This is a genomic window from Pantoea sp. SIMBA_079 (assembly GCF_046940275.1).
Taxonomy (GTDB): domain Bacteria; phylum Pseudomonadota; class Gammaproteobacteria; order Enterobacterales; family Enterobacteriaceae; genus Pantoea; species Pantoea borealis.
In genome coordinates, this window is record NZ_JAWRYR010000008.1 from 22788 (window position 1) to 49199 (window position 26412).

Here is a 26412-nt window from a genome sequence, read left to right on the forward strand (position 1 = left end):
AATATCGTTTGCCTTTCCTGGCGAGCACGGCAAGATCGCGCCTGTTATTCGTTATCAGGAAACCATTATGTCAATCTGGGTCGATGCTGACGCCTGTCCGGTCGTCATTAAAGAGGTGCTTTATCGCGCGGCTGAACGCACAAACGTGACGGTGACCTTTGTCGCTAACCAGCCGCTGCGCGTGCCGCCTTCGCCCTGGCTGAAGACGCTGCAGGTCGCGGCCGGCTTTGATGTGGCAGACAATGAAATTGTGAAGCGCGTACAGCCAGGAGAGCTGGTGATCACCGGCGACATTCCGCTGGCGGCGGAAGTACTGGAAAAAGGGGCCGCCGCGCTGAATCCGCGCGGTGAGCGCTACTCGCCTGATACCATCCGGCAGCGCCTCACCATGCGCGATTTTATGGAGACAATGCGTGCCAGTGGCATTCAGAGCGGCGGTCCGGCGGCACTGAGTCCGCGCGACCGCCAGCTGTTTGCCAACGAGCTGGACAAGTGGCTGCGTCAGCGCTGATCAGACAAAACTGTCATCATCATCAAAGCCGCCGCTATCAAAATCATTCAGATCGCTGTTGTCGGCAAAACTATTGTCATTCCAGCTGCTGTTGTCATTGAGAAACGCATTGCTGCTGTCGTTGCCGTTAAACGTATCCAGGTTATCGTCCACCTGCGGCAGCGCCGGTTCGTTGATGATATTGACGATCTCTTCCGGCTGCGAATGATGAAACAGGCTGGTGAGCATATCTGCCATCACCACGCCGCCCGCCACGCCCACTGCCGTCTGCAGCGCGCCGCCGAGAAAGCCGGTGCCGCGGGCCGGCGCGGCTGGCTGCTGCGGGGCCGCATTGTTCCAGCCTGACTGCTGCTGCTGCTGCTGCTGAGGCTGCGGACGCGACCCGCTGCCAAACAAACCGGACAGAAAGCCGCCGCTCTGCTGCGGAGCCTGCTGCTGTGCCTGCATGTTTTCCAGTTCGGTAATCCGGGCATTCAGCTTTTTCAGCGCAGCTTCCTGAATCAGAATCGCCTGGGCCATATAGTAAGGCGCGTCAGGCTGGTTCTGCAGATGCTGACGGATAAGCTGTTCAGCACCCGCATCGCGCGGACCACTCTGCTCACCGGCCTGCTTTAACCGGCTGAAGAGATTTTCAATGAGCTGCTGTTCCTGATTTTGCATGGGTGAACCTCCGTTGGCGTTAAGGTTATCTATATGCGGGCAGGGGCGGCGAAAGTAAATCGCTGACGTGGTAAGCAAATGTTGCCCGCGTTAATAAGTCAGAGCATGCACGAAACGCGCATGCTTTTTCTCAACCAATTCAGTGTGCTAATTATAGTACGCGCTAAAATGCGCGTAATTTGTGCTCTGAAACTGGCTGCTAAAATAAAATCCGGATATTATGCGACGCATTATTGACCTGATGGCCTGCCGGCGTGGCAGAGCACGGCGGAGAATGAGCCCGGATGTCATTACCCATCTATCTGATTGGCGCACGCGGATGCGGCAAAACGACTATCGGCCAGGTGCTGGCGCGCACGCTGGGATATACCTTCTGTGATACCGACCACTATCTGCAGCAGACAGCAGAGTGCAGCGTAGCTGAGATTGTTGCCCGTGAAGGCTGGGAGAGCTTTCGCGCGCGTGAAACTGAGGCGCTGCGCGCCGTCACCGCACCGGCAACGGTGATTGCCACCGGCGGCGGAATGGTTCTGGCAGAGGTAAATCGCCACTTTATGCGTGAGCGGGGACATGTCATCTGGCTCAGCGCGCCGGCGGAAGCGCTGGCGAACCGGCTGCAGCAGCAGCCTGAAACCGCGCAGCGGCCCACCCTGACCGGCCAGCCGATTGCAGAAGAGATGGATGAAGTTCTGCGCCTGCGCGCGCCGCTTTATCAGCAGGCAGCGCACTATCGGGTCGATGCCATGCAGCCGCCTGAGCAGGTTGCAGAAGAGATTATACGTTCACTCGCTCTGGCCCGCGCCAGCTGATCGTCATCAGAAAACTCCCGCTTTACTGGCATCAATGCATGCTGGTCTATACTCAGTAACAGGCAGCGGATTGCCCCTGCCGTGTGGAACACTGATAAGAGAGGGAAAACGATGCCATCCAGACCACCCTATCCGCGTGAAGCCCGTGTCGTCGCCGTCGAAAAAGGGCCTGAAGGTAACAAAGTTACCTGGTATGAACTGCGTGCCGATCATCCCAAAGAGAACTCCCTGATCAGCGAGCACGAATCAGAGCAGGAAGCGCAGGATGCGAAAGATCGCTACGAAGACGTGGAAAAAGAATAAACCTCTCTGGCAGGGACGCCAGTGAATTCTCCGGACTCTCCTGAATTGCGCTGCTGCTGCGTCAGCAGCAATTTATTTACGTGACACTCTGACGGTTTCCCTTGTAATCTGCTGATAACCTTCATGTGCTGCGAGGAAAAAGCATGCTCAATGTCAGTGATTATTTCGACGGAAAAGTGAAATCGATCGGGTTCGACAGCGTGACCATTGGCCGCGCCAGCGTAGGCGTTATGGCTGAAGGCGAGTACACTTTTGGCACCGGCCAGCCGGAAGAGATGACGGTGGTGAGCGGCGCACTGAAAGTGCTGCTGCCAGGCGAGGCGGAGTGGAAATGGTATGAGGCGGGCAGCACATTTAACGTCCCGGGCCACAGTGAGTTTCACCTGCAGGTAGCTGAGCCTACCTCCTATCTCTGCCGCTACCTGTAAACGGTAAAAGAGAGACAGAGCTGCAACCTTCAGGCTGCAGCTTTTTTTATGCCTTATTAACGCGGGGCTTCGCCGCCGAGCGCATCGGTCAGGCTGGCAATCAGCGCGGCGAGTTCGCCGGTCATCAGCGTAAAGTCAGCGTCAAAGCGCTGAGCGAAATCCTCGCGATCGATATCATCATTCTGTTCACGCAGCGTATCGCTGAATTTCAGGCGTTTTACTGAACCATCATCAGCGATCACAAACTGAATTCGTTCCTGCCAGTCGAGCGCCAGTCTGGTCACCACTTTGCCCGCTTCAATGTGATTGGCAATCTCATCGGAGATCAGATCCTGCTTCTTGCAGCGGATCACGCCACCATCTTCCAGCAGCGCTTTCAGCTCCGCTTCATCCATCAGATCGTAGCCTGCAGGCAGTTCGCCGCCGCGCACCCACTCCGTCAGCGTCAGCTCAATTGGCTTCTCCATGGTCAGCGGCACGACCGGCAGCGAGCCGAGGCTTTTGCGCAGCAGCGCCAGCTTATCTTCCGCTTTTTTAGCGCTGGCGCAGTCGACAGCGATCAGATTATTAACCGTATCGATCCACATAAAGGTCTGACTGAAACGACTGAAAGCGCGCGGCAGCAGGCTATGCAGTACTTCATCTTTCAGCGAATCTTTTTCGGTTTTTTTCAGCTTGCGGCTCTGCTCTGCCTCCAGCTTCTCAATTTTGGCATCCAGCGCCTGCTTCACGACCGGTGACGGCAGAATTTTCTGCTCGGTGCGGGCACAGATCACTATCTGTCCGTTGACCTCGTGGGCCAGCGCTTCCCCGCGGTTACCCATCGGCGATACCCAGCCAGTCTGGGCCATATCCTGACTTCCGCACGGTGAGAACGTAAATGCATCAAGCTGTTTTTCCAGATCGTCTGCGGACAGCGGAAGGTCACGATTCAGACGATAAACCATCATATTTTTAAACCACAACATCGGGATTCCTTACCGTGGGTGCGATCGGGCGCACAAGTCTCAAACAGGGAGCGCGCATGATAGCGAAACCTGCGCCGGGTTTCATTGCCTTTCCCGAATGGCCCCTCTACTGTATCTCCACCCCATGTGAATAATGAGGAATAACCCGTGCGTATCGGTATCGATTTAGGCGGCACCAAGACAGAGGTTATTGCTTTATCTGATGACGGCCTGCAGCTGTTCCGCCATCGCGTGAATACCCCGCGCAACGACTACGCTGCCACGGTCGGGGCGATGGCGGATTTGGTCCGTCTGGCCGAGGCGCAGACCGGAGAGCGGGGCAGCGTCGGGGTCGGTATTCCCGGCTCGATTTCGCCTTATGCGCAGCGGGTTAAAAATGCCAACTCCACCTGGCTGAACGGCCAGCCGCTGGACAAAGATCTGGCGCAGGCGCTGAGCCGGGAGGTGCGTATTGCCAATGATGCAAACTGTCTGGCGGTCTCTGAAGCCACGGACGGCGCCGGCGCCGGTCAGCCGCTGGTGTTTGCGGTGATCATCGGCACCGGATCCGGCGCGGGGATCGCCATGAACGGCGTGTCGCGCATCGGGCTAAATGGCAACGCCGGCGAGTGGGGGCACAATCCGCTGCCGTGGATGGATGCCGACGAGCAGCGCTTTCAGCAGGAAGTACCGTGCTACTGCGGCTTACGGGGATGTATTGAAACCTTTGTCTCCGGCACCGGTTTTGCCACTGACTACCAGCGGCTGAGCGGACAGGCGCTGAAAGGCGCGGAGATTATGCAGCTGATCGCGCAGCAGGATCCGCTGGCGGAGCAGGCGATGCGCCGCTACGAACAGCGGCTGGCGAAAGCGCTGGCGCAGGTAGTGAATCTGCTCGATCCCGACGTGATTGTACTGGGCGGCGGTATGAGTAATGTGGATCGCCTGTATCAGACGCTGCCCGCCCTGATGAAACCCTGGGTGTTTGGCCGCGAGTGTGAAACGCCGGTACGTAAAGCGCTGCACGGCGATTCCAGCGGCGTGCGCGGTGCAGCCTGGCTCTGGCCACTGGAAGGGCAGGCAACGTTATGACGTATGTGGCGCAAAACCAAACCACGCCGGCTGCGTGCGATCGGGCGGCGGGGGCAGCGCGCCGGACCGGGCAACCAGCTGCCAGGCGCGCAGGCACAGCGCCTCGTCACCCTGCGTCTGGGTGACGGCAAAGCGTCCGCTGGCCTGCCACTCCAGTCGCAGCCAGCACTGCTGTCCGGCATAGCGTGCCGCATCGCGGAACTGCTGGTTAAGCTGATGCTGAACGCTGCGCGTCCAGTGGCAGGAAGCGCTTTCCGGCGCCGCATCCGGCTCACACAGGTTGGCTGATGCGACGGGCTGAACGGCAGGCGAACGGGCGCAGCCATTCAGCATCAGCGTTGTCAGCAGCAGGCCCGCTGCGGCGGCAATAAACGGTATTTTCATAACAGAGCCTGATAAACGGAAGTCAGCTGCTGAGTCTACCGCGCGCCGGGCGGAAAGCTATGGCATTCCTCTGACTCTCTGCAGAACCAGAATCAGTCGCAGGTTACTCACCCGGCAGCAGCAGCTTGCTGTATCCCAGACCATTCATTTTTCGTACCCGGATCTGAACCGGAATACGCTCTTTCATCGCCTCAACGTGGCTGATCACGCCAATGGTTTTCCCGCTGGCGTTAAGCGCATCCAGCGCGTCGAGCGCGGTATCCAGCGTTTCCGCATCAAGCGTGCCAAACCCTTCATCGAGAAACAGGGATTCAATGCGGGTTTTATGGCTGACCAGGTCGGAAAGCGCCAGCGCCAGCGCCAGACTCACCAGAAAACTTTCACCACCCGAAAGCGTCCGGGTATCGCGGGTGGCGTCCGCCTGCCAGGTATCCACCACCTCCAGCTCCAGCTCATCGCTGAGGCGTCGCTGCAGCAGATAGCGGCCATGCAGGCGATCGAGCTGACGATTTGCCAGCCATACCAGATGATCCAGCGTTAACCCCTGAGCAAAACGCCGGAACTTATCCCCTTTGGCTGAACCAATCAGATCGTTGAGGCGGCTTAGCTGCACCAGCTCAGCTTCATCGGCAGCGATCTCTGCCAGCAGCGTCTGCTGCTGCTGACGCAGGGCCGCATCACTCTGCAGCTGCTGCTGCGCTTCTCCCTGCTGGCGCGCGTTATCACGCAGCGTCAGACGTAACGTCTCAAGCTGCTGGCTGAGCGTGGCAGCCTGCTCATCGCTGAGGCCAGCCGGACGCTGCTGCTGATGCTGCGTCAGTCGCTGCTCCAGCTGCTCATCGCGGGCGATCTGTTGCAAACGCTGCTGCTCCAGCTGCTGCAGCTGTGTGCGCAACTGCTGCAGCGTCTCTTCCGGCAGCAGCGCCGCGCGTAGCGCCGCTTCATCCGCAAACGCGCTCTGCTGCAGCGCCTGGCAGAACTGCTGCTCAGCCTGCTGCAGACGCTCTGTCAGGGCGGTCTGCTGGCTGTGCGTTTGCGCCAGCTGCCCCTGCAGGCTGTGCAGCCCGCTGTGCGCCTGCTGCCGCTGCTGCAGCGCCTGTGCCAGCGCCTGTTCCTGCTGCTGCAGTCGCGCGTGCTGCTGCTGGCGCGCCTCCGTCACGCTGCGCGACCCAAACAGCTGGTTGCGCTGCTGCTGTTGCTCCTGCTGCTGCTGCTGCATCAGCGTCAGAGCGCGCTGCAGGCTCTCCTGCTGCTGCTGTTCACGCTGCAGCGTCTGCTGCAGGCTGTGCTGCTCGCTTCCGGCTCTGGCGAGCTGCGGCTGCAGAGAAGTCAGTAACTGCTCACTTTCCTGCCAGCGCTGCCAGCGCTGCTGCTGTGCAGCGAGCCAGCTGGCGCGTCCGGCGGCGTCCGGCAGAATAAGCTGATGGGCACTGAGCTGCTCTGTCAGCCGCGTCGTATACTGCTGCAGCGCCTGCTGCTCATCCCGGAGGCGCTGTTCCAGATCGGCCAGCAGCTGCTGTGCGCTCTCCAGCTGCTGCTGCGCAAGCTGCTGCTGCTGCTGGTGCTGCTGCCACTGCTGCTGCTGCTGCAGATGCGCATCTTTGGCCTGCTGCAGCGCTGCCGCTGCCTGCTCGCGCGCCTGCAGCTGCTGTTGCTCCGTCAGCGCCTGCGCCTCCAGCTGCTGCTGCCAGGCGGTGAATTCCGCATGCTGTGCAGGCGAATAGTGCAGCCCCAGAGTAGCGCACAGCGCCTGCCACTCGCTATCCAGTGCCGCCAGCTGGCGATCCAGTTCAGCCAGCTCCTCTTCAAGCGCCTGCTGCTGCTGCAGGGAGAGTTTTTGCTGTTCGCCCTGTGCCGTACCTGACTCTTTTAGCTGCGCGACGGCCGTCTCCAGCGCGGCAAGTCGCTGCTGATTGTCATCCGGTCTGACCTGCTGATATTCCGCTATCGCCGGATGCTGACAGGAACCACACAGCGGGCAGGGGGTGTCAGGCTGTAACCTGGCGCGCTCATCAGCCAGCCGGGCGATGGTCCGTTCCAGTTCACACAGGCGACGCAGATCGAGCAGCGCCTGCTGCTCGCGCTTCCAGCTGTCGCGCAGCGTCTGCAGCGTCGCTTCACCCTCCCGGTAACTCTGCTGCAGCTGCTTCAGCCGGGTAGCGCGCTGTATGCGCTGCGGCTGCAGCGATTGCCACTGCGCGGCCAGCAGCGTCAGCTGCTGACGCGGGGCACGCTGCTGCTGATAGCGGGCGAGGGCGTCACGCAGATCGGCGCTGCGCTGCTGATTTTCCAGAGAGGTCAGCGCCTGCTCAGCCTGTTCGCGCTGCTGGCGGCTCTCCGCTTCCGCCTGCGCTAATGGCTGAGCCGCCTGTTCGCGCGCCGCCAGCGCCTGCTGCTGCTGCGCCAGCTGCTGTCGCTGCCGCTGCCGCTGTTCGGCAAGCTGCGTCGCCGCCTGTTCACGCCCCTCAAGATGATCGATATCCGCCTGCCAGCGCGCCAGCTCCGGCCCCCAGCCCGCGGTAGCCGCTTCGCGCGTGCGCCACGCCTGCTGTTCCGCCAGCTGTTGCTGTAAGCGTTCACTCGCCTGCTGCTGCTGCTGCAGCGCCTGTTCGCTCTGCGCGACCGCCTGCTGTTGCTGTGTCAGCAGCTGCTGCTGTTCACTCAGCTGCTGTGCGGTGCGCGCTATCTGCTGATCGAGCGGCAGCACCTGCTCCGTCAGCAGCGTTTCAAGCTGCTGTCCCGCCCCGGCCACATCATCGCGCATCTGCAGCGCCTGCTGATAGCCGTGTTCTGCCTGCTGCAGCGTCGCTTCAGCCTGCTGTTGCTGCTGCTGCAGCTGGCGGATCAGCTGCTGCTGTGCATCGCTGTCCTGCTGCAGCTGCCCGCGCAGCTGCAGCCCGGCACGCAGCTTCTCTGCCGGTTCGGCGCGCGCCAGTCGCTGGCGATCTGTATGCGCCTGCTGCCACGCCTGTTCGGCAGCCTGACGCGCTGCGGCAGCGATCTGCTGCTCCTGCGTCAGCTGCTGCGCCTGCGTCAGCCACTGCTGCTGTTCCTGCGCCTGCGTGAGCTGGGTATTCAGCGCGACTTCTTCAGCGCTTAATGTGTTCAGCTGCTGTGTGAGCGCCGCACGCTGCGCTTCATCCAGCAGCGTCATGCCGCCGGCACGGGCGCGCAGCGTTTCAAGCGCCGCACGCGCCGCGCGCCAGCGTTCAAAGATATGGATGGAGATATCGCCATAAATTTCGGTCCCGGTCAGCTCCTCCAGCAGTTCGGCGCGCTCGCCGGGCCGGGCGTTCAGAAATGCCGCAAACTGACCCTGCGACAGCATCATTGAACGGGTGAAGCGGGCAAAATCAAGCCCGGAGAGCGACTCTATGGCTTTCAGCTTATCGCCGACTTTATCCGCCACGATCTGGTTATCGGCGACCCGCGCCAGCTCAACGCGTGGCGCCTGCAGCTTGCCGTCAGCCTGACCGCGTGCGCGGTTCTGGCTCCAGAAAGCGCGCCAGGCCTCACCTTTAACTTCAAACTCCACTTCGGCCAGACACTCGGCGGTGTCGCGCGTCATCAGCTGATTTTCACTCTGCGACAGTCCGCCAAGGCGCGGCGTCTGGTGATAGAGCGCCAGACAGATGGCATCGAGCAGCGTGGTTTTCCCGGCGCCGGTGGCACCCGTGATGGCAAACAGGCCGTTGCTGGCAAACGGCTCCTGACGGAAGTCGATCAGCCATTCGCCGCGCAGCGCGTTGAGATTTTTAAAACGTAACGTCAGAATTTTCATGCGGATGGATCCTCCAGCGCAGCCAGCGCGGTGCGAAACAGGCGGGTCAGCCCGTCACTCTGCTGCGCGTCCAGCTCTGACTCCTGCGCCAGACGACGGGCAAACACCTCTTCTACCTTTAACTCGCTCAGTGTTTCATTAGTGAGCTGCTCCAGGCTGCGCTGACGCAGCGTACGACTGCGGCGCACCAGCAGCACCTCTACCGGCAGGGTGGCTGTGAGCTGTTCAATACGCCGCTGCAGATCGGTGAGATACTCCTGCGTGGTGATCTCAATATCCAGCCATACCGGCAGCGGCCCGTCATAGCGCGCAAACTGTGCCAGCTGTGCCTCAATGTCTGCCATCGATCCTTTTAGCATCTGCATAGGCTGAAAGGCGGGTACAGGCAGCGCAGTGACGCGCTCCAGCGTGCTGCTAAAATCGAGCAGAAAGACGCTTTTATCTCGTCCGGTTTCATCAAAGCTGAGCGGGATAGGGGAGCCGCTGTAGCGAATATGATCCGTGCCGCCAATCCGCTGCGCGCGGTGAATATGGCCGAGCGCAATATAGTCTGCGGGCGGAAACGCCTGCGCCGGAAACGCATCCAGCGTGCCGATATAGATATCGCGTACCGCGTCGCTTTTGGTCACGCCCACGGTAGTGAGGTGGCCGGTGGCGATGATCGGCAGCGGCTGATCCAGCCGGTCTCGTTCTGCCACGGCGGCGTTGTAGCAGTGCTGATAGTGCTGTTCAATCGCCTGCAGCAGCGACAGCTGTTTGTCGCGACCGGACTGACCGGCCCGGCTGCGCAGAATATCGCGCGGGCGCAGATAGGGTATGGCGCACAGCAGTGCGCCCGGCGATCCGTCACGGCGCATCAGCGTCAGCACCTGCTGTTCGCCGCCGGGCGTGGCGCTGGTGATCACCCGGGTATTGAGGCAGGCCAGCAGTTCACGCGACTCATTCAGCGTGGCAACCGAATCGTGGTTGCCCGCCAGCACAATCAGCTGACAGCCGCTGGGCTGTAGCGCGACGACGAACCGGTTAAACATTTCACGGGCATAACTGGGGGGTGAGCCGGTATCAAACAGATCGCCTGCCACGATCAGTGCATCAACCTGATGCTCAGCAATTTGCCGGAGCAGCCAGTCGAGAAAAGCCTGATGTTCTGCGGCGCGACTCTTGCTGTAAAAAAACTGACCGAGATGCCAGTCTGCGGTGTGAATAATGCGCATGGGGTGTCCTGCCTGAAAGCTGGCGGCCAGTATAACGGCTTCGGCCGTAAAGGAAAAAACACGTTTTTGCCGGTGATGCTGCCGTTTTTATCTCTTGCTTACGGGCAGGGTTTTTCATAAAAGTGTCATAAAACTGACGCATAATGACGCCGCATATCCCAGTGACATCCCGTCACACTCGCAGGAGCAATAATGGCCAAGCGCATTTTGGTTGTGGAAGATGAAGCACCCATCCGGGAGATGTTATGTTTTGTGCTGGAACAGAATGACTACCAGCCAATCGAAGCGGACGATTATGACAGCGCGATTAGCCGGCTGATTGAGCCCTGGCCCGATCTGATCCTGCTGGACTGGATGTTACCCGGCGGCAGCGGCATTCAGTTTATTAAGCATCTGAAGCGTGAAGCCATGACGCGCGATATCCCGGTCATGATGCTGACCGCGCGCGGTGAAGAAGAAGATCGCGTGCGCGGGCTGGAAGTGGGTGCCGACGATTACATCACCAAGCCGTTCTCACCAAAAGAGCTGATGGCGCGCATCAAAGCCGTGATGCGGCGTATCTCCCCGATGGCGGTCGAAGAGGTGATTGAGATGCAGGGACTGAGTCTCGATCCCTCCTCACATCGCGTGATGTCGGAAACCACGCCGCTGGAGATGGGGCCGACTGAATATAAACTGCTGCATTTTTTTATGACGCATCCGGAGCGGGTCTACAGTCGTGAACAGCTGCTGAACCACGTCTGGGGCACCAATGTGTATGTCGAAGATCGCACCGTTGATGTCCATATCCGTCGCCTGCGTAAAGCACTGGAAACCTCCGGCCATGACCGCATGGTACAAACCGTACGCGGAACAGGGTACCGTTTCTCTGCCCGCTACTAAACGGAGCCTGCTACCGTGCTGGAACGCCTCTCCTGGAAGCGATTACTGACCGAGCTGGTGCTGGCCTGTCTGCCTGCGCTGCTGCTCGGCCTGCTGTCTGGCTATCTGCCGTGGTGGCTGCTGGCTGCTGTTTCAGGCGTTCTGCTCTGGCATTTCGCTAACCTGATGCGTCTCTCCCACTGGCTGTGGGTCGACCGCTCAATGACACCACCCACCGGGCGCGGCAGCTGGGAGCCGCTGTTTTATGGCCTCTATCAGATGCAGCTGCGTAACCGCCGCCGCCGCCGCGAGCTGGGAAACCTGATCAAACGCTTTCGCAGCGGCGCGGAGTCGCTGCCGGATGCCGTGGTGCTGACCACCGAAGAGGGAACCATTTTCTGGTGTAACGGCCTCGCTCAGCAGCATCTGGGGCTGCGCTGGCCGGAGGATAACGGCCAGAATATTCTCAACCTGCTGCGCTATCCGGAATTCTCCCGCTATATCCGCCAGCGCGATTTTGACCGGCCGCTGACGGTGGTGCTGAACAATCAGCGGCACATGGAGTTCCGCGTGATGCCTTACAGTGAAGGGCAGTGGCTGATGGTGGCGCGCGACGTGACCCAGATGCATCAGCTGGAGGGCGCCCGCCGCAACTTTTTTGCCAACGTCAGTCATGAACTGCGCACGCCGCTCACGGTGCTGCAGGGCTATCTGGAAATGATGGACGATGAGGCGATGAATGCGCGCACGCGCAGCAAAGCGCTGGGTACGATGCAGGAGCAGACCCGGCGCATGGACAGTCTGGTCAGGCAGCTGCTGACGCTGTCACGCATTGAGGCGGCGCCGGCGCTCGATCTCAAAGAGCGGGTCGACGTGCCGGCCATGCTGCATCTGCTGCAGCGCGAAGCGGAAACGCTGAGCCAGGGGCGTCACGTTATTCACTTTCAAACCGATCCTCATCTGCGCGTACTGGGTAACGACGAGCAGCTGCGCAGCGCTATCTCTAACCTGGTCTATAACGCGGTTAATCACACGCCGGAAGGCACCCATATCACTGTCAGCTGGCTGCGCACGCGACAGGGGGCAGAGTTTAAAGTTTGCGATAACGGCCCCGGCATCAGCGAAGAGCATCTGCCGCGCCTGACGGAGCGCTTTTACCGCGTTGATAAAGCGCGTTCCCGGGCAACAGGGGGCAGCGGACTGGGGCTGGCGATCGTCAAGCATGCGCTGAGCCATCACAACGCCCGGCTGGAGATCACCAGCCAGCCGCATCAGGAGACCTGCTTTCGCTTTCTGCTGCCGTCGCGTCTGATTGTGGAAGAGGCCGCGCAGGAACGGGCAGGGTAATCAGCATTGCGCCGCTTTCGCCGGCGCGCCACAATAGCATTTCTCTTTTCTCTGACGGCGGCACCATGCTGAAATCTCTGCTCTTCACGTTGTTGCTGCTCTCCCCGGTTCTGGCGCAGGCGCAAAAAGCGATGCTGACCGGCAATCTCAGTAGCGTGGGGTCCGACACGCTGGGCTACCTGATGACGCTGTGGGGAGAAGATTTCAGCCTGCAGGCGCCCGGCGTTAACGTTCAGGTTCAGGCTGCGGGCTCTTCGACCGCGCCAACGGCGCTGGCGGCAGGTGCCGCACAGCTGGGCGCAATGAGCCGGCCGATGCAAAATGAGGAACGTCAGCTCTTCATTGCCCGTTACGGCTACGCACCGCTCGCTGTCCCGGTTGCGATGGATGCGCTGGTGGTGGTGGTGAATCAGGCTAATCCGTTACGGAGTATCAGTCAGCCGCAGCTTGATGCGATCTATTCCGTCACCCGCCTGTGCGGCGGCACGCAGGTGCCGCAGCGCTGGGGCGATACAGGCGTTGCAGACGGTAAATGGGCGCAGCGGCGTATCCAGCGCTTTGGCCGCAACTCCGCCTCCGGCACCTGGGGCTTCTTCAAACAGCAGGCGCTCTGTCGCGGCGATTTTCGCGCTGACGTGGCGGAGTTCCCCGGCTCGGCTGCCGTGGTGCAGGCGGTAGCGGCCACGCCAGAGAGTATCGGCTACGCCAGCTTTGGCTTTCATCTCAGCGGCGTAAGGATGCTGCCGATAGTGACCCGAACCGGTGAAAGCATCATGCCTGATGCCGGGTCGATCCGCAGTGGCCGCTATCCCTGGTCGCGGCCACTCTATATTTATGTGAACAAACCGCCCGGCAAGCCGCTGCCACCGCTGGTGGCTGCATTTCTGCATCAGGTGCTATCGTCGCAGGGGCAGCGCCGGGTGGCGGAAGCGGGCTATTTACCTCTCTCAGACACGCAAATCTCTGCTGCGCGGGCGGCCATTGAATAAATATGAAGAACGGACACAGGAAAGTGAATTTTCTTCATGTCTGCTGAAAATTCTTCCGTTGCCCTGCGCGCTGAAGCGTGGCACTCTTTGGACATATAGCCATCCAGACGGCTAAAATAACCATGAGAAATTATACCTGACCGCAACTACCGGTCTGCAAGGAGAATCTATGTCCGCTCTGCATGCCCCGTTCCGCGCCGATACCGTCGGCAGTTTTCTGCGTCCCGCTGCGATCAAACAGGCACGCGAGCAGCACGCCCGTGGTGAAATTAGCGCTGAGCAGCTGCGCGAAGTGGAAGATCAGGCTATCCGTCATGTGGTAGAGCAGCAGCGCGCCAATGGCCTGCAGGTTGTTACCGACGGAGAGTTCCGTCGCGCATGGTGGCATTTTGATTTCTTTGGCGACCTGAATGGCGTGGAGCTGTTTGAAGCGGAGCAGGGTATCCAGTTCAACGGCGTGCAGACCAAAGCGCACGGCGTAAAAGTCACCGGTAAAGTCTCGTTTAATCCGGCGCATCCGATGCTGGATCACTTCCGCTTTCTGCAGAGTATCGCCGGCGATGCGGTAGCTAAAATGACCATTCCCAGCCCGAGCGTGCTGCATTTCCGCGGCGGCCGTAAGGTTATCGACGCCACGGTTTATCCCGATCTGGACGCCTATTTTGCCGATCTGGCTCAGACCTATAAAGACGCCATTGCCGCGTTTTATGCTGCCGGCTGCCGCTATCTGCAGCTGGACGACACCGTCTGGGCCTATCTCTGCTCCGGTGAACAGCAGGAACAGATCCGCGCGCGCGGTGACGATCCGCAGGCGCTGGCCCGCACCTATGCACAGGTACTCAACGCAGCGCTGGCAGACAAACCGGCGGATCTCACCGTCGGGCTGCACGTGTGCCGCGGCAACTTCCGTTCTACCTGGATATCGGAAGGCGGCTATGAGCCGGTAGCGGAAATCCTGTTCGGCAGCGTGAATATCGACGCCTTTTTCCTGGAGTATGACAATGAGCGCTCCGGCGGATTTGAGCCGCTGCGCTTCATTAAGCCAGGCCATCAGAAAGCGGTACTCGGTCTTATCACAACGAAAACCGGCGCGCTGGAAGATCCTGAACAGGTCAAAGCGCGGCTGCAGGAAGCGGCGCAATATATCAGCCTCAATCAGATCTGCCTCAGTCCGCAGTGCGGTTTTGCCTCTACCGAAGAGGGCAACAGCCTGAGCGAAGCGGAACAGTGGCAGAAGATCCGCCTGGTCGTGGATATTGCTAAACAGGTGTGGTGAGAGTGTAAAGTTGTGCAGACAGGCGCGTAAATCGCGCCTTTTGTGCATCCGGAACCGCACTTATGCAAGAACAACTTTTGGTTTGTCTGAATTTTAAACAAATCATCTGGGGCGTTTAGCGGCTATTTCGCCCATAATCACTGCCTGCATGCGCTTATGCGCGATATCCTTCTGGTTTTTCGATCCTGTATTGTCTTTCTCCGCTATAAACGTTTTAATTTGCGCCGTTGTCGATTCATCCCTCTGTGAACAGAAGAAAAGCAGATTAAATCACCTGCGCTGTCTCGATTCGGCCCGCATTTCGCACTGGTTAATCCAGCTAAGCCATTGTTACTGCGCAATCAGGGGACAACACAAACTCAACTTCCACCGCAACATCAGCTACAGGCACGACAGACGTTATGACATACCGTTTAACCCCGAAGGACATCCTTGCGCTGGGCTTTATGACCTTTGCCCTGTTTGTTGGCGCAGGCAACATTATCTTTCCACCTATGGTGGGCATTCAGTCTGGTGAACACGTCTGGGTTGCTGCATTCGGTTTCCTCGCTACCGCGGTTGGCCTGCCGGTTATGACCGTGATTGCGCTGGCGCGCGTTGGCGGCGGCATCGATGCGCTCAGCTCGCCAATCGGTAAAGCGGCGGGTCTGCTGCTGGCGACGGTCTGCTATCTGGCCGTGGGCCCGCTGTTCGCAACACCCCGTACCGCAACAGTGTCGTTTGAAGTCGGTATCGCTCCGCTGACCGGTGACGGCGCGCTGCCGCTGTTTATCTACAGCCTGATCTACTTTGCGCTGGTGATCGGCATCTCTCTCTATCCGGGCAAACTGCTGGATACCGTAGGGCACGTGCTGGCACCGCTGAAAATTGTGGCGCTGACCATACTCGGCGTAGCGGCGCTGGTCTGGCCGGCAGGCGGTATTGCACCTGCGACGGCAGACTATCAGCGCGCCGCGTTCTCTACCGGTTTTGTGAATGGCTATCTCACCATGGATACGCTGGGCGCCCTGGTGTTTGGTATTGTGATTGTGAATGCGGCGCGTTCACGCGGCGTTGAAGATGCGAAACTGCTGACGCGCTACACCATGCTGGCTGGCCTTATCGCCGGTGTCGGACTGACGCTGGTTTACCTGAGCCTGTTTAAGCTCGGCTCCGGCAGTGCCGGTCTGGTTGACCAGAATGCTAACGGCGCCGCGATCCTGCATGCGTACGTACAGCAGACGTTTGGCAGCATGGGCAGCTTCTTCCTGGCTGCGCTGATCTTTATCGCCTGCATGGTAACGGCCGTTGGCCTGACCTGCGCCTGCGCTGAATTTTTTGCACAATATCTGCCGCTGTCGTATAAAGCGCTGGTGTTTATTCTGGGCCTGTTCTCAATGGTGGTGTCGAATCTGGGCCTGAGCCATCTGATTCAGATCTCTATCCCGGTGCTGACAGCAATTTATCCGCCCTGTATCGTGCTGATAGTGCTAAGCTTCACCCTCAGCTGGTGGAACCGCAGCGCGCGTATTATTGCGCCAACCATGCTGGTCAGCCTGCTGTTTGGCATTGTGGATGCAATCAAAACCACCAGCTTTAAAGAGATACTGCCGCTGTTCAGTCAGCATCTGCCGCTGGCCGATCAGGGACTCGCCTGGCTGCCGCCTTCGCTGGCAATGATGGTGATTGCTGCCGTCGTGGATCGCGTTAAAGGATCGCAGCAGGTAGCGGTCCGGCAGTAAACGACACGGCTGTTCATTCCGACCACGGGCTTGCCCGTGGTTTTTTCATTTTCACAGGACCTGTTTGTTATGCAAGAAACCAACACGCTCAAACGCGGACTGAGCACGCGCCATATTCGCTTTATGGCGCTGGGATCGGCAATCGGCACCGGGCTGTTTTACGGCTCGGCGGATGCTATCAGGATGGCGGGCCCCAGCGTTTTGCTGGCCTATATTATCGGCGGCGCAGTGGCCTATATCATTATGCGTGCGCTGGGAGAGATGTCGGTTAACAACCCGCAATCCAGCTCCTTTTCCCGCTATGCGCAGGATTATCTCGGTCCGCTGGCGGGCTACATCACCGGCTGGACCTACTGCTTTGAGATCCTGATTGTGGCGATTGCGGACGTCACTGCCTTTGGCATTTATATGGGTGTCTGGTTTCCGGAGGTGCCGCACTGGATCTGGGTGCTGTCAGTGGTGCTGATTATTGGTGCCATCAACCTGATGAGCGTGAAGGTATTTGGCGAGGTAGAGTTCTGGTTCTCCTTCTTCAAGGTCGCCACCATTATCATCATGATTGTGGCGGGTTTTGGCATGATTTTCTGGGGCATCGGCAACGGCGGCCAGCCAACCGGGATCCATAATCTCTGGAGCAACGGCGGTTTCTTCGCCCACGGTATTGTGGGTATGCTGCTCTCCCTGCAGATGGTGATGTTTGCCTATGGGGGCATCGAGATCATCGGTATTACTGCCGGTGAAGCGGATGAGCCAGCCAAATCCATTCCGCGCGCGATCAATTCAGTGCCGCTGCGTATCCTGGTGTTTTATGTCGGCACGCTGTTTGTCATCATGTCGATCTACCCGTGGAATCAGGTGGGTACCGAGGGCAGCCCGTTTGTGCTGACGTTCCAGCATCTGGGGATTGCTGCGGCGGCGTCAATTCTTAACTTTGTCGTGCTGACCGCTTCGCTGTCTGCCATCAACAGCGATGTGTTTGGTGTGGGACGTATGCTGCACGGTATGGCGCAGCAGGGTCACGCGCCTAAAGTGTTTCAGAAAGTCTCTTCGCGCGGTATCCCGTGGGTCACGGTGGTGGTGATGATGTTCGCGATGCTCATCGCCGTTTATCTTAACTATCTGATGCCGGAAAAAGTCTTTTTGGTGATCGCCTCGCTGGCGACCTTTGCCACGGTGTGGGTGTGGATCATGATCCTGCTGTCGCAGATTGCATTCCGGCGCAAAATTGGTAAGGCGCAGGCGGCACAGCTGCAGTTTGCCGTGCCAGGCGGCAGTGCCACGACCTGGGCAGGCGTGCTGTTTCTCGCCTTTATCATTGCGCTGATTGGCTACTTCCCGGATACGCGAATTTCACTCTATGTGGGCTTTGCATGGATTGTGCTGCTGCTGCTGGCATGGCCACTGGTAAAAAGACAGAAACGCTGAGCGTTACGCTGAGCTGAAAAGAAAAGAGTCGCCCTGTGTGGCGACTTTTTTTATGGAAAAAAAGTATTCGGCGCATCCTGTCGCCGAAAAATAGAACAAAAACGGAAAAATAGGTCAAAACTAAGGGATGATTGACGCCCTCAGAATACCCTAATTTTCATAGTGTTACGTTAATGCAGGCAAATATAGAATTATCGCAATTCAGCGACAAAAACGCTTCAGCAGAATTAAAAGGCAGGTAAAAAATTAATAAGCCCGCATGGCGGGCTGAACAAAGGTGCAACTGGCTCAGGGTGCCCACGTGACGGGGGCGAGGGCGTTGCTGTCAACTCCCTGTCTGAGCTGAGCCAGCGTTGATTGATAAGGACAGAGCGTGCCGACGGCGCTGTTGTGACAGTCTGGCTGATGCCACTCTGCCTGCAGTAAAGGATGCAGCCGATCTACCGGCGTGAGCTGGCGCAGCGCATCCAGACTCTGAGCCTGAAAGTAAATACGCAGCTGGCGGCTGTTATCGCGCGTATCGCGCCAGCGCTCAAACACCAGGCTGCTGCCTGGCGGAATATTCCCGCGTGCGTAGCCCGGCAGCTGCCAGCTGAAATGCATCAGGGTGCGTACCATGGCGATATTAGTGTCATGGGCCACCAGCAGCAGCCAGCGGGTATCGGGCGAACCGGGCCGATCTTCCAGCGCCGCGATCGCCGCATCCAGCAATAGAGAACCGCGCTTTTGTGCCAGATAGGGGACATCGTTACTCAGATCGTAATTGGCAGTGAGCAGCGGCAGCAGTGCCGTAATATGCTGTGCTGAAGTCAGGCGACCCTGCGCCAGTGCCTCTGGCGGCAGGTTTTCACTCCAGCCCAGCCGCAGCGTTTCCACCATGCTTGCCATCACGCTTAATCCCTGAACATAGCTGTGGCCGTTCCGGGTCTGCTTTAGCTGCCATGGACGCGAAAAAAAGCGGCATTCGCCATCGCAGACCGCCGCATTCAGCTGCCGGATCACCGGCTGCAGCCGCTGCTGCAGTGCAGCAAGATCGCCGGCTCGTTCGGCGATAGCCGCCTGCTCGCGGGCAGCATCGGTCCGGGCAAATGGAAACGTTTCGCTCTGAAACAGAGGATCCGGCGCATCGGCGACAGCGTGCACCGGCACACCACAGCCGGGAAACGCACCGTCGGTCAGCGCCTGGGCCGTAGCCCGCGTGCGCTGCAGCGGACTGGCGCGCACGTAGATTTGCCGGCTGTCAGGGCAGCCTGCACGAAGCAGACCCGCCTGACGGTAATAGTCACCCTGCCAGCGCCCTTTATTCACTACCGCGCTGTAGCCGTGACCGGTAAGTTCGCCATCTGGCGTGCTCCAGCGCGGCCAGGGACGCTGCGTGGCCGCTTCAATTTCTGCCCGGTTAGCCGCGGTCGGAGGACGCACGCCGTGCCGGCTGATCTCCACGACCTTTTCCAGCTGCCAGGGATCGGCTGCGGTGGCCAGCAGCGGCAGCAGCAGCAATAGCAGCAGCGATTTCACGTCAGCGGCTCCGCCAGCAGCGCATTGATCTGCGGCCAGAGCGTGGCGTTAGCCAGCAGCACCGGATTGCCCTGCGTCAGGCCGTTATTGTGTTCATAACGGTTAGTCTCTCCGCCCGCTTCCCGCATCAGCACAATGCCGGGCAGGCCATCCCACGGCTGCATGCGCGCTTCATAGTAGCCGGTCAGCCGGCCAGCGGCCGCCCACGCGCTCATCAGTACGCCGGAACCGTTGCGGATAAACATGCCGCCCTGCTGCAGCAGCGCGCTGATAAAGTCGAGCAGCGGAGCCGCAGGCTGACTGGTTGAACAGCCCAGGCCAAACACGCCCTGGCTCAGCTGCCCGGCGCTGTGTGCCTGGATACGCTGCTCATTCATCCAGGCGCCTTTGCCCCGGCAGGCGTGAAAAGTCTCCTGATGATTAGGATCGCATACCACACTAATGACGGGTTCGCCCTCACACACAATCGCCAGCGCTACACACCAGTTGTGCAGCCCGCTGAGAAAGTTGCTAGTGCCATCAATCGGATCGACTACCCAGATAAAACGTGCCTCTCCGGCGTCTCCGCCGCTCTCCTCGCCGATAACCGCATCTTCAGGAAAGCGTTCAAGAATAAGGTGCCTGATCAACTCTTCAACGTTGCGGTCGGCTTCACTGACCAGATCCTGTAAATCCTTCTTATATTCTGCAACCAGCTGGTTACGCTGCTGATACCACGACATGGCGCGACTGCCGGCGGCTCTGGCGACCTCGCAGGCAAAATGATAGCGCGCCTCTAATTCAGTTAACGTAGCTGATGACATGTTTCCCTCTTATCATTTTCTGGCTGGTGTAGTAACCAGACGTGCCTGAACAGGCGGAATGGTGGTATAGCCGGGTCTGGTAAAGTTAAGAAAGGCTTCATTAAGCCGCAGATATATGCGGCTGGCAAGAGGGGAAAAGCGGTATTGGCGCGGATAGTGGATTCAGAGGCGCTGCGCGCGTGCATCCGCCATCAGACGCGGATAGAAAGCAAAAAACAGCGCTTCCAGCGCATCATAGTGGTCAACAAAATCCTGATAGGAGTCGCGCAGTGCCGCAAGACGGGGACGCCGATGCGCCATCCCGCTCAGCACCCGCTCCAGCCGTGCCGGGTCAGCGTAGTGCTCAAACCAGCGTTCGCGCCACATCACCGCGTTCAGCTCAATAAAGCTTTCCGGCGTTCCCGCCAGCTGGGGCACGATATGCTGCTGCGCGGCCGCACTAAATGCGGCCAGGGAGATGTCGGGCTGAAACTGCTGCCAGTGGCGCGCAAGAAAATGATCCCAGATAACATCAAGCGTGATCGGGGCAACACGCCGCGTTTCCGGACGAAACCACTGCCGGGCGGTGCGCACTTCAGGCAGATTATCCGTCAGCACGTCGATACGGCGGTGCAGGGCGATCCCCGCAGCGACCGGTGCCGGCCATTGCGCCTGAACGTTGCCGCGCACAAAGTCAGCCAGCAGGTTGCCCAGCAGTGAGCTGTCTGCCAGCGTGGCAAGATGAAGGTGAGCAAGAAAATTCATGCGCTATTATAGGCAGAATCGCGTCTCTGCAGCCAGTTGTTCAGAATTTCCCACTTTTCCGCTAAACTATGCCGCCTGTTTTTGAGTCCGGAAAAGTTATACATGCGTGTCGCCGATTTTAGCTTTGAGTTGCCCGAATCCCTGATTGCCCACTATCCCCAGGCGCAGCGCAGCGGATGCCGTCTGCTGTCGCTGGATGGCCCGAGCGGTGCCCTGACGCACGGTGTCTTTACCGATGTGCTGGAAAAGCTCAATCCCGGCGATCTGCTGGTGTTCAATAATACGCGCGTGATCCCGGCGCGCGTTTATGGACGTAAAGCCAGCGGCGGCCGGATTGAAATGCTGGTAGAGCGTATGCTGGATGACAAGCGGGTGCTGGCGCACGTGCGCGCCTCAAAGGCGCCAAAGCCGGGCGCTGAGCTGCTGCTGGGCGATGATGAGAGCGTAAAAGCGACCATGGTAGCGCGGCATGACACGCTGTTTGAGATCGCGTTTAGCGATGAACGCGCGGTGCTTGATATCCTCAACAGCGTAGGCCATATGCCGCTGCCGCCCTATATCGATCGCCCGGATGAAGAGGCCGATCGTGAGCTTTACCAGACGGTATACAGCGCACGTCCCGGTGCGGTGGCTGCGCCGACCGCAGGCCTGCACTTCGATGAACCGCTGCTGGAGGCGCTGAAAGCCAAAGGGGTGGAGATGGCCTTTGTGACGCTGCACGTCGGGGCAGGGACCTTCCAGCCGGTGCGCGTTGAGAATATCAATGACCACATCATGCACTCGGAATATGCAGAGGTGCCGCAGGATGTGGTTGACGCGGTGCTGGCCTGCAAAGCACGCGGTAATAAAGTTGTGGCGGTGGGAACCACCTCGGTGCGTTCGCTGGAGAGTGCCGCACAGGCGAGTCAGGATGCGCCGCTGGCGCCTTTCTTTGATGACACGCAGATCTTTATCTATCCCGGCTATCGCTATCAGATTATCGATGCGCTCATTACCAACTTCCATCTGCCGGAATCGACGCTGATTATGCTGGTTTCTGCGTTTGCCGGGTATAAAAACACCATGGCGGCGTACCAGAGCGCGGTTGCCGAACAGTACCGTTTCTTTAGCTACGGGGATGCGATGTACATCACCCGTAATCCGCACGCTCCTGACGAACCTGTCGGAAGCACACACCCTTAATGTCCCGTTGCCGCCTGCGGGTGGCGCGGGTTCAGTCGGGTAAATCAGACTGTTTCTCTGATGAGGTTAATGTGAAATTTGAATTAGATACAACAGACGGACGCGCGCGCCGTGGTCGTCTGGTTTTCGATCGTGGCGTTGTCGAAACCCCGGCATTTATGCCTGTGGGCACGTACGGCACCGTTAAAGGCATGACGCCGGAAGAGGTGAAAGAGACCGGTGCGCAGATCCTGCTGGGCAACACCTTCCACCTCTGGCTGCGTCCGGGTCAGGAGATCATGAAGCTGCATGGCGATCTGCATGACTTTATGAACTGGCAGGGGCCGATTCTTACCGACTCGGGCGGTTTCCAGGTATTCAGCCTGGGTGATATCCGTAAGATCACGGAAGCGGGCGTGCATTTCCGCAACCCGATCAACGGCGATCCGATCTTCCTCGATCCGGAAAAATCAATGGAGATCCAGTACGATCTCGGCTCCGATATCGTGATGATTTTCGATGAGTGCACGCCATATCCGGCTGACTGGGATTATGCGAAACGCTCAATGGAAATGTCGCTGCGCTGGGCGCAGCGCAGCCGCGATCGCTTTGATTCGCTCGGCAATAAAAATGCGCTGTTCGGGATTATTCAGGGCGGTGTTTACGAAGATTTACGAGATGTCTCCGTCAAAGGTCTGGTAGAGATTGGCTTTGATGGGTACGCTGTGGGCGGCCTCGCGGTGGGCGAGCCGAAAGAGGATATGCACCGTATTCTGGAACATGTCTGCCCGCAAATTCCGCAGGATAAACCGCGCTATCTGATGGGCGTCGGGAAACCGGAAGATCTGGTGGAAGGCGTACGTCGCGGTATCGATATGTTTGACTGCGTTATGCCTACCCGCAACGCGCGCAACGGTCATCTGTTTGTTACCGACGGCGTGGTGAAAATCCGCAACGCGAAGTATAAAGATGACACCGCACCGCTGGATGCAGAGTGTGATTGTTACACCTGTCGCAATTACAGCCGCGCCTACTTGCATCATCTTGATCGCTGTAACGAAATACTGGGCGCACGCCTGAATACGATTCACAATCTGCGCTACTACCAGCGTCTGATGGCGGGTTTACGCCAGGCCATCGAAGAGGGTAAATTAGAGCACTTTGTTAGCGAGTTCTACCTACGGACGGGCAAAGCGGTTCCACCGTTAAACGTCTGATTATTCTATCAATGAGGGAAATTAAATGAGCTTTTTCATTTCTGACGCCGTCGCAGCTGCGGGCGCTCCGTCACAGGGAAGTCCGTATTCTCTGGTGATCATGCTGGTGGTTTTTGGTCTGATTTTCTACTTCATGATCCTGCGTCCGCAGCAGAAGCGCGCTAAAGATCATAAGAAGCTGATGGACTCTATCTCGAAAGGAGATGAAGTGCTGACCAACGGCGGCCTGGTGGGTCGTGTCACTAAAGTTGCTGATACCGGTTATATCGCTATCGCCCTGAACGACACCACTGAAGTAGTAATCAAACGTGATTTCGTGGCCGCCGTCCTGCCGAAAGGGTCGATGAAGGCGCTGTAATTTTATCTCCCGAAGGGAACTGCCGTGTTAAACCGTTATCCTTTGTGGAAGTACATCATGCTGGTCGCCGTTATTCTCATCGGCCTGCTGTATGCGCTTCCTAACCTTTATGGTGAGGATCCGGCCGTTCAGATCACTGGTGCGCGCGGAAGCGCCGCCAGTGAGCAGACGTTGGATCAGATCCAGAACGTACTCAAACAAGACAACATTCAGAGCAAATCCCTCGCACTGGAAAATGGCGCTATTCTGGCGCGTTTCGATAACACCGATGTGCAGCTGCGCGCGCGCGAAGCGCTCACGACTGCGCTGGGTGACGATTTTGTGGTAGCCCTCAACCTTGCGCCGGCCACGCCGCGCTGGCTCACTCTGCTGGCGGCGGAACCGATGAAGCTCGGTCTCGACCTGCGGGGCGGGGTGCACTTCCTGATGGAAGTGGATATGGATACCGCGCTGGGCAAGCTGCAGGAGCAGAATGCAGACGGCCTGCGCAGCGATCTGCGTGAAAAAAATATCCCTTACACCAACGTTAACAAACTCGCTAACTACGGTGTGGAAGTCCGTTTCCGCGACGGCAAAAGCCGCGATGACGCGATCAGCTACTTAACGCCACGCCACCGCGATATGGTATTCACCAGCGCGGGCAGCGATGCAATGCGCGCGATGATGACCGATGCGCGCCTGAGTGAAGCGCGGGAATACGCAGTGCAGCAGAATATTACTATCCTGCGTAACCGCGTTAACCAGCTGGGCGTTGCCGAACCGCTGGTGCAGCGTCAGGGTGCCGATCGCATTGTGGTTGAGCTGCCAGGTATCCAGGATACCGCGCGTGCGAAAGAGATTCTGGGTGCCACCGCGACGCTGGAGTTCCGTCTGGTTAACACCAGCGTGGATCCGGGTGCTGCGGCGAATGGACGCGTGCCGGGTGACTCAGAAGTGAAGAAAACGCGTGAAGGGCAGCCGGTTGTGCTCTATAAGCGTGTCATTCTCACTGGCGACCACATCACTGATTCCACGTCCAGCATGGATGAGTACAACCAGCCGCAGGTGAATATTTCACTGGATGGCGCGGGCGGTAACATCATGTCGAACTTCACCAAGGACAATATCGGCAAACCGATGGCGACCCTGTTTGTGGAGTACAAGGACAGCGGCAAGAAAGATGCCAACGGCAGAGCGATTCTGGCGAAACAGGAAGAAGTGATCAACGTGGCGAATATTCAGTCGCGTCTGGGTAACAGCTTCCGCATCACCGGTATCAGCAACCCGAATGAAGCGCGCCAGCTCTCGCTGCTGCTGCGTGCCGGTGCGCTGATTGCACCGATTCAGATTGTCGAAGAGCGTACTATTGGCCCGACCATGGGTCAGCAGAACATCACGCAGGGTCTGGAAGCCTGCCTGTGGGGTCTGATCGCCTCGATTATCTTTATGGTGGTGTTCTACAAAAAATTTGGTCTGATCGCGACCAGCGCGCTGCTGTGTAACCTGGTGCTGATTGTCGGCATCATGTCGCTGCTGCCGGGTGCCACGCTCACCATGCCGGGCATTGCCGGTATCGTGCTGACGCTGGCGGTTGCCGTAGATGCCAATGTGTTGATTAACGAACGTATTAAAGAAGAGCTGCGTAACGGACGTTCGGTCCAGCAGGCGATCCATGAAGGCTACAAAGGTGCCTTCTCCAGTATCGTCGACGCCAACGTCACTACGCTGATTAAAGTCATCATTCTTTATGCGGTCGGTACCGGCTCTATCAAAGGCTTTGCAATCACGACGGCTATCGGTATTGCAACCTCGATGTTTACCGCTATCGTCGGCACCCGTGCCATCGTTAACCTGGTGTACGGCGGCAAACGCATCAACAAGCTGTCTATCTGAGGAGTGCGTTGTGGCACAGGAATATAGTATTGAACAGCTGAACCACGGGCGTAAGGTCGTTGACTTTATGCGCTGGGATACGCTGGCGTTTATCATCTCGGGTCTGCTGATCGTGGCGTCCATCGCCATTATCGGCGTGCGCGGGTTCAACTGGGGACTCGATTTCACCGGCGGTACGGTGATTGAGATTAACCTGGAGAAACCTGCGGACCTGGATGCGTTGCGCGAAGGGCTGGTAAAAGCGGGCTTTGACGAGCCGCTGGTGCAGAACTTCGGCAGCAGCCGCGACGTGATGGTGCGGATGCCACCTGCGACCGGCAATGCGGGTCAGGAGCTGGGCAACAAGGTGTTGTCCTCTATCAATCAGACCACGCAGCAGAACGCGACGGTAAAACGCATTGAGTTTGTCGGGCCAAGCGTGGGCAGCGATCTGGCGCAGGCGGGGGCGATGGCGCTGCTCTCTGCGTTAATCGCTATTCTGATATACATCGGGTTTCGCTTTGAGTGGCGTCTGGCACTGGGCACCGTGCTGGCGCTGGCGCATGACGTTATCATTACCTGCGGCCTGCTGGCGCTGTTCAGCATTGAAATCGATCTGACCATCGTTGCCTCGCTGATGTCGGTGATTGGTTACTCGCTTAACGATAAGATTGTGGTTTCTGACCGTATTCGTGAGAACTTCCGTAAGATCCGTCGCGGTTCCTCTTACGATATCACCAACGTGTCGCTGACCCAGACGCTGAGCCGTACCCTGATCACCTCTATCACCACGCTGGCGATGATCCTGATCCTGTTTATCTTTGGCGGCGCGCTGCTGAAAGGCTTCTCGCTCACGATGCTGATTGGTGTGACTATCGGTACGATCTCATCCATCTATGTCTCTTCAGCGCTGGCGCTGAAGCTGGGGATGAAGCGTGAGCACATGCTGGTGCAGAAAGTGGAAAAAGAGGGCGCCGATCAGCCTTCTATTCTGCCGTAATCCCGGCGCTGA

The 26412-nt window shown here is 58.5% G+C and carries 24 protein-coding genes; 16 read left to right on the plus strand and 8 right to left on the minus strand.

Going from position 1 to position 26412, the window contains the following annotated elements; all coding sequences use genetic code 11:
- The first annotated feature begins 67 nt into the window (after positions 1 to 67).
- A complete protein-coding gene (locus SB719_RS11900) occupies positions 68 to 511 on the plus strand; it encodes a YaiI/YqxD family protein (RefSeq protein ID WP_065649988.1) in 444 nt (147 codons plus the stop codon).
- Here SB719_RS11900 and SB719_RS11905 read toward each other — a convergent pair whose 3' ends face one another.
- Complete coding sequence (locus SB719_RS11905; RefSeq protein ID WP_304235513.1) at positions 512 to 1171, minus strand: DUF2076 domain-containing protein; 660 nt, start codon at positions 1169 to 1171, stop codon at positions 512 to 514.
- Positions 1172 to 1455: 284 nt separating this feature from the next.
- Here SB719_RS11905 and aroL point away from each other — a divergent pair, with 284 nt between their 5' ends.
- The 3 genes from aroL to ppnP all read left to right on the plus strand — a co-directional run bounded on the left by aroL (position 1456) and on the right by ppnP (position 2711).
- A complete protein-coding gene (gene aroL, locus SB719_RS11910) occupies positions 1456 to 1980 on the plus strand; it encodes a shikimate kinase AroL (RefSeq protein ID WP_304235510.1) in 525 nt (174 codons plus the stop codon).
- A 111-nt stretch (positions 1981 to 2091) separates the two neighbouring features.
- A complete protein-coding gene (locus SB719_RS11915) occupies positions 2092 to 2283 on the plus strand; it encodes a YaiA family protein (RefSeq protein ID WP_065649985.1) in 192 nt (63 codons plus the stop codon).
- A gap of 143 nt (positions 2284 to 2426) precedes the next feature.
- Positions 2427 to 2711, plus strand: a complete 285-nt coding sequence (gene ppnP / locus SB719_RS11920) for a pyrimidine/purine nucleoside phosphorylase (protein WP_039382944.1) — start codon at positions 2427 to 2429, stop codon at positions 2709 to 2711.
- A 56-nt stretch (positions 2712 to 2767) separates the two neighbouring features.
- Here the strand turns inward: ppnP and rdgC are convergent, their stop codons facing one another.
- Entirely contained in the window at positions 2768 to 3679 is a 912-nt protein-coding gene (gene rdgC, locus SB719_RS11925; RefSeq protein ID WP_412159259.1) for a recombination-associated protein RdgC, read from the minus strand.
- Positions 3680 to 3826: 147 nt separating this feature from the next.
- On the opposite strand from rdgC, the gene mak reads away from it, so the two are divergent.
- Entirely contained in the window at positions 3827 to 4750 is a 924-nt protein-coding gene (mak, locus tag SB719_RS11930; RefSeq protein WP_293006636.1) for a fructokinase, read from the plus strand.
- Here mak and SB719_RS11935 read toward each other — a convergent pair.
- The 3 genes from SB719_RS11935 to sbcD all read right to left on the minus strand — a co-directional run bounded on the left by SB719_RS11935 (position 4745) and on the right by sbcD (position 10129).
- Positions 4745 to 5134: a cell envelope integrity TolA C-terminal domain-containing protein gene (locus SB719_RS11935; protein ID WP_292969372.1), complete on the minus strand. Its 390-nt coding sequence runs from the start codon at positions 5132 to 5134 to the stop codon at positions 4745 to 4747. The genes mak and SB719_RS11935 overlap by 6 nt on opposite strands.
- 103 nt (positions 5135 to 5237) lie before the next feature.
- Positions 5238 to 8915: an SbcC/MukB-like Walker B domain-containing protein gene (locus tag SB719_RS11940; RefSeq protein ID WP_304235503.1), complete on the minus strand. Its 3678-nt coding sequence runs from the start codon at positions 8913 to 8915 to the stop codon at positions 5238 to 5240.
- Entirely contained in the window at positions 8912 to 10129 is a 1218-nt protein-coding gene (gene sbcD, locus SB719_RS11945) for an exonuclease subunit SbcD (RefSeq protein WP_304235500.1), read from the minus strand. The genes SB719_RS11940 and sbcD overlap by 4 nt, the downstream gene beginning before the upstream one ends.
- A gap of 192 nt (positions 10130 to 10321) precedes the next feature.
- On the opposite strand from sbcD, the gene phoB reads away from it, so the two are divergent.
- From phoB to proY, 6 genes are all read left to right on the plus strand, one after another.
- A complete protein-coding gene (gene phoB, locus SB719_RS11950; RefSeq protein ID WP_065649979.1) occupies positions 10322 to 11011 on the plus strand; it encodes a phosphate response regulator transcription factor PhoB in 690 nt (229 codons plus the stop codon).
- A gap of 15 nt (positions 11012 to 11026) precedes the next feature.
- On the plus strand, positions 11027 to 12337 hold the full coding sequence (gene phoR / locus SB719_RS11955; RefSeq protein ID WP_304235497.1) for a phosphate regulon sensor histidine kinase PhoR: 1311 nt from the start codon (positions 11027 to 11029) through the stop codon (positions 12335 to 12337).
- Between the two features lie 68 nt (positions 12338 to 12405).
- Positions 12406 to 13326, plus strand: a complete 921-nt coding sequence (locus tag SB719_RS11960) for a PstS family phosphate ABC transporter substrate-binding protein (protein ID WP_292969837.1) — start codon at positions 12406 to 12408, stop codon at positions 13324 to 13326.
- 169 nt (positions 13327 to 13495) lie between these two features.
- The gene (locus SB719_RS11965) at positions 13496 to 14602 is read left to right on the plus strand and encodes a cobalamin-independent methionine synthase II family protein (protein ID WP_304235495.1); all 1107 of its coding nucleotides are present in this window, start codon (positions 13496 to 13498) and stop codon (positions 14600 to 14602) included.
- A 401-nt stretch (positions 14603 to 15003) separates the two neighbouring features.
- Complete coding sequence (gene brnQ / locus SB719_RS11970) at positions 15004 to 16323, plus strand: branched-chain amino acid transport system II carrier protein (protein WP_304235492.1); 1320 nt, start codon at positions 15004 to 15006, stop codon at positions 16321 to 16323.
- A 69-nt stretch (positions 16324 to 16392) separates the two neighbouring features.
- A complete protein-coding gene (gene proY / locus SB719_RS11975) occupies positions 16393 to 17748 on the plus strand; it encodes a proline-specific permease ProY (protein ID WP_065649975.1) in 1356 nt (451 codons plus the stop codon).
- 288 nt (positions 17749 to 18036) lie between these two features.
- Here the strand turns inward: proY and SB719_RS11980 are convergent, their stop codons facing one another.
- From SB719_RS11980 to SB719_RS11990, 3 genes are all read right to left on the minus strand, one after another.
- Complete coding sequence (locus SB719_RS11980; protein ID WP_304235490.1) at positions 18037 to 19266, minus strand: histidine-type phosphatase; 1230 nt, start codon at positions 19264 to 19266, stop codon at positions 18037 to 18039.
- On the minus strand, positions 19263 to 20069 hold the full coding sequence (locus SB719_RS11985) for an inositol monophosphatase family protein (RefSeq protein WP_292969390.1): 807 nt from the start codon (positions 20067 to 20069) through the stop codon (positions 19263 to 19265). Before SB719_RS11985 ends, SB719_RS11980 begins: the two co-directional genes overlap by 4 nt.
- 162 nt (positions 20070 to 20231) lie before the next feature.
- Positions 20232 to 20813: an ACP phosphodiesterase gene (locus SB719_RS11990; RefSeq protein ID WP_304235488.1), complete on the minus strand. Its 582-nt coding sequence runs from the start codon at positions 20811 to 20813 to the stop codon at positions 20232 to 20234.
- Between the two features lie 102 nt (positions 20814 to 20915).
- Between SB719_RS11990 and queA the strand changes: the two genes are divergently transcribed.
- From queA to secF, 5 genes are all read left to right on the plus strand, one after another.
- Positions 20916 to 21995, plus strand: a complete 1080-nt coding sequence (gene queA, locus SB719_RS11995; RefSeq protein ID WP_065649971.1) for a tRNA preQ1(34) S-adenosylmethionine ribosyltransferase-isomerase QueA — start codon at positions 20916 to 20918, stop codon at positions 21993 to 21995.
- 71 nt (positions 21996 to 22066) lie between these two features.
- Positions 22067 to 23191, plus strand: a complete 1125-nt coding sequence (tgt, locus tag SB719_RS12000; protein ID WP_039385736.1) for a tRNA guanosine(34) transglycosylase Tgt — start codon at positions 22067 to 22069, stop codon at positions 23189 to 23191.
- A 25-nt stretch (positions 23192 to 23216) separates the two neighbouring features.
- On the plus strand, positions 23217 to 23549 hold the full coding sequence (gene yajC / locus SB719_RS12005; RefSeq protein ID WP_039382958.1) for a preprotein translocase subunit YajC: 333 nt from the start codon (positions 23217 to 23219) through the stop codon (positions 23547 to 23549).
- A 24-nt stretch (positions 23550 to 23573) separates the two neighbouring features.
- Positions 23574 to 25421 (plus strand): protein translocase subunit SecD, encoded by a 1848-nt coding sequence (gene secD / locus SB719_RS12010; protein WP_075050751.1) that lies wholly within the window; start codon positions 23574 to 23576, stop codon positions 25419 to 25421.
- A gap of 10 nt (positions 25422 to 25431) precedes the next feature.
- A complete protein-coding gene (gene secF, locus SB719_RS12015; RefSeq protein ID WP_065649969.1) occupies positions 25432 to 26400 on the plus strand; it encodes a protein translocase subunit SecF in 969 nt (322 codons plus the stop codon).
- Positions 26401 to 26412: the final 12 nt, after the last annotated feature.

Coding starts and splice junctions, on each gene's coding strand:
- phoB (WP_065649979.1), top strand. CDS start 10,322: ATGGCCAAGCGCATTTTGGTTGTGGAAGATGAAGCACCCATCCGGGAG.
- SB719_RS11900 (WP_065649988.1), top strand. CDS start 68: ATGTCAATCTGGGTCGATGCTGACGCCTGTCCGGTCGTCATTAAAGAG.
- yajC (WP_039382958.1), top strand. CDS start 23,217: ATGAGCTTTTTCATTTCTGACGCCGTCGCAGCTGCGGGCGCTCCGTCA.
- queA (WP_065649971.1), top strand. CDS start 20,916: ATGCGTGTCGCCGATTTTAGCTTTGAGTTGCCCGAATCCCTGATTGCC.
- proY (WP_065649975.1), top strand. CDS start 16,393: ATGCAAGAAACCAACACGCTCAAACGCGGACTGAGCACGCGCCATATT.
- SB719_RS11965 (WP_304235495.1), top strand. CDS start 13,496: ATGTCCGCTCTGCATGCCCCGTTCCGCGCCGATACCGTCGGCAGTTTT.
- aroL (WP_304235510.1), top strand. CDS start 1,456: ATGTCATTACCCATCTATCTGATTGGCGCACGCGGATGCGGCAAAACG.
- SB719_RS11985 (WP_292969390.1), bottom strand. CDS start 20,069: ATGTCATCAGCTACGTTAACTGAATTAGAGGCGCGCTATCATTTTGCC.
- sbcD (WP_304235500.1), bottom strand. CDS start 10,129: ATGCGCATTATTCACACCGCAGACTGGCATCTCGGTCAGTTTTTTTAC.
- SB719_RS11940 (WP_304235503.1), bottom strand. CDS start 8,915: ATGAAAATTCTGACGTTACGTTTTAAAAATCTCAACGCGCTGCGCGGC.
- SB719_RS11905 (WP_304235513.1), bottom strand. CDS start 1,171: ATGCAAAATCAGGAACAGCAGCTCATTGAAAATCTCTTCAGCCGGTTA.
- SB719_RS11915 (WP_065649985.1), top strand. CDS start 2,092: ATGCCATCCAGACCACCCTATCCGCGTGAAGCCCGTGTCGTCGCCGTC.
- rdgC (WP_412159259.1), bottom strand. CDS start 3,679: ATGTTGTGGTTTAAAAATATGATGGTTTATCGTCTGAATCGTGACCTT.
- ppnP (WP_039382944.1), top strand. CDS start 2,427: ATGCTCAATGTCAGTGATTATTTCGACGGAAAAGTGAAATCGATCGGG.
- SB719_RS11990 (WP_304235488.1), bottom strand. CDS start 20,813: ATGAATTTTCTTGCTCACCTTCATCTTGCCACGCTGGCAGACAGCTCA.
- SB719_RS11935 (WP_292969372.1), bottom strand. CDS start 5,134: ATGAAAATACCGTTTATTGCCGCCGCAGCGGGCCTGCTGCTGACAACG.
- brnQ (WP_304235492.1), top strand. CDS start 15,004: ATGACATACCGTTTAACCCCGAAGGACATCCTTGCGCTGGGCTTTATG.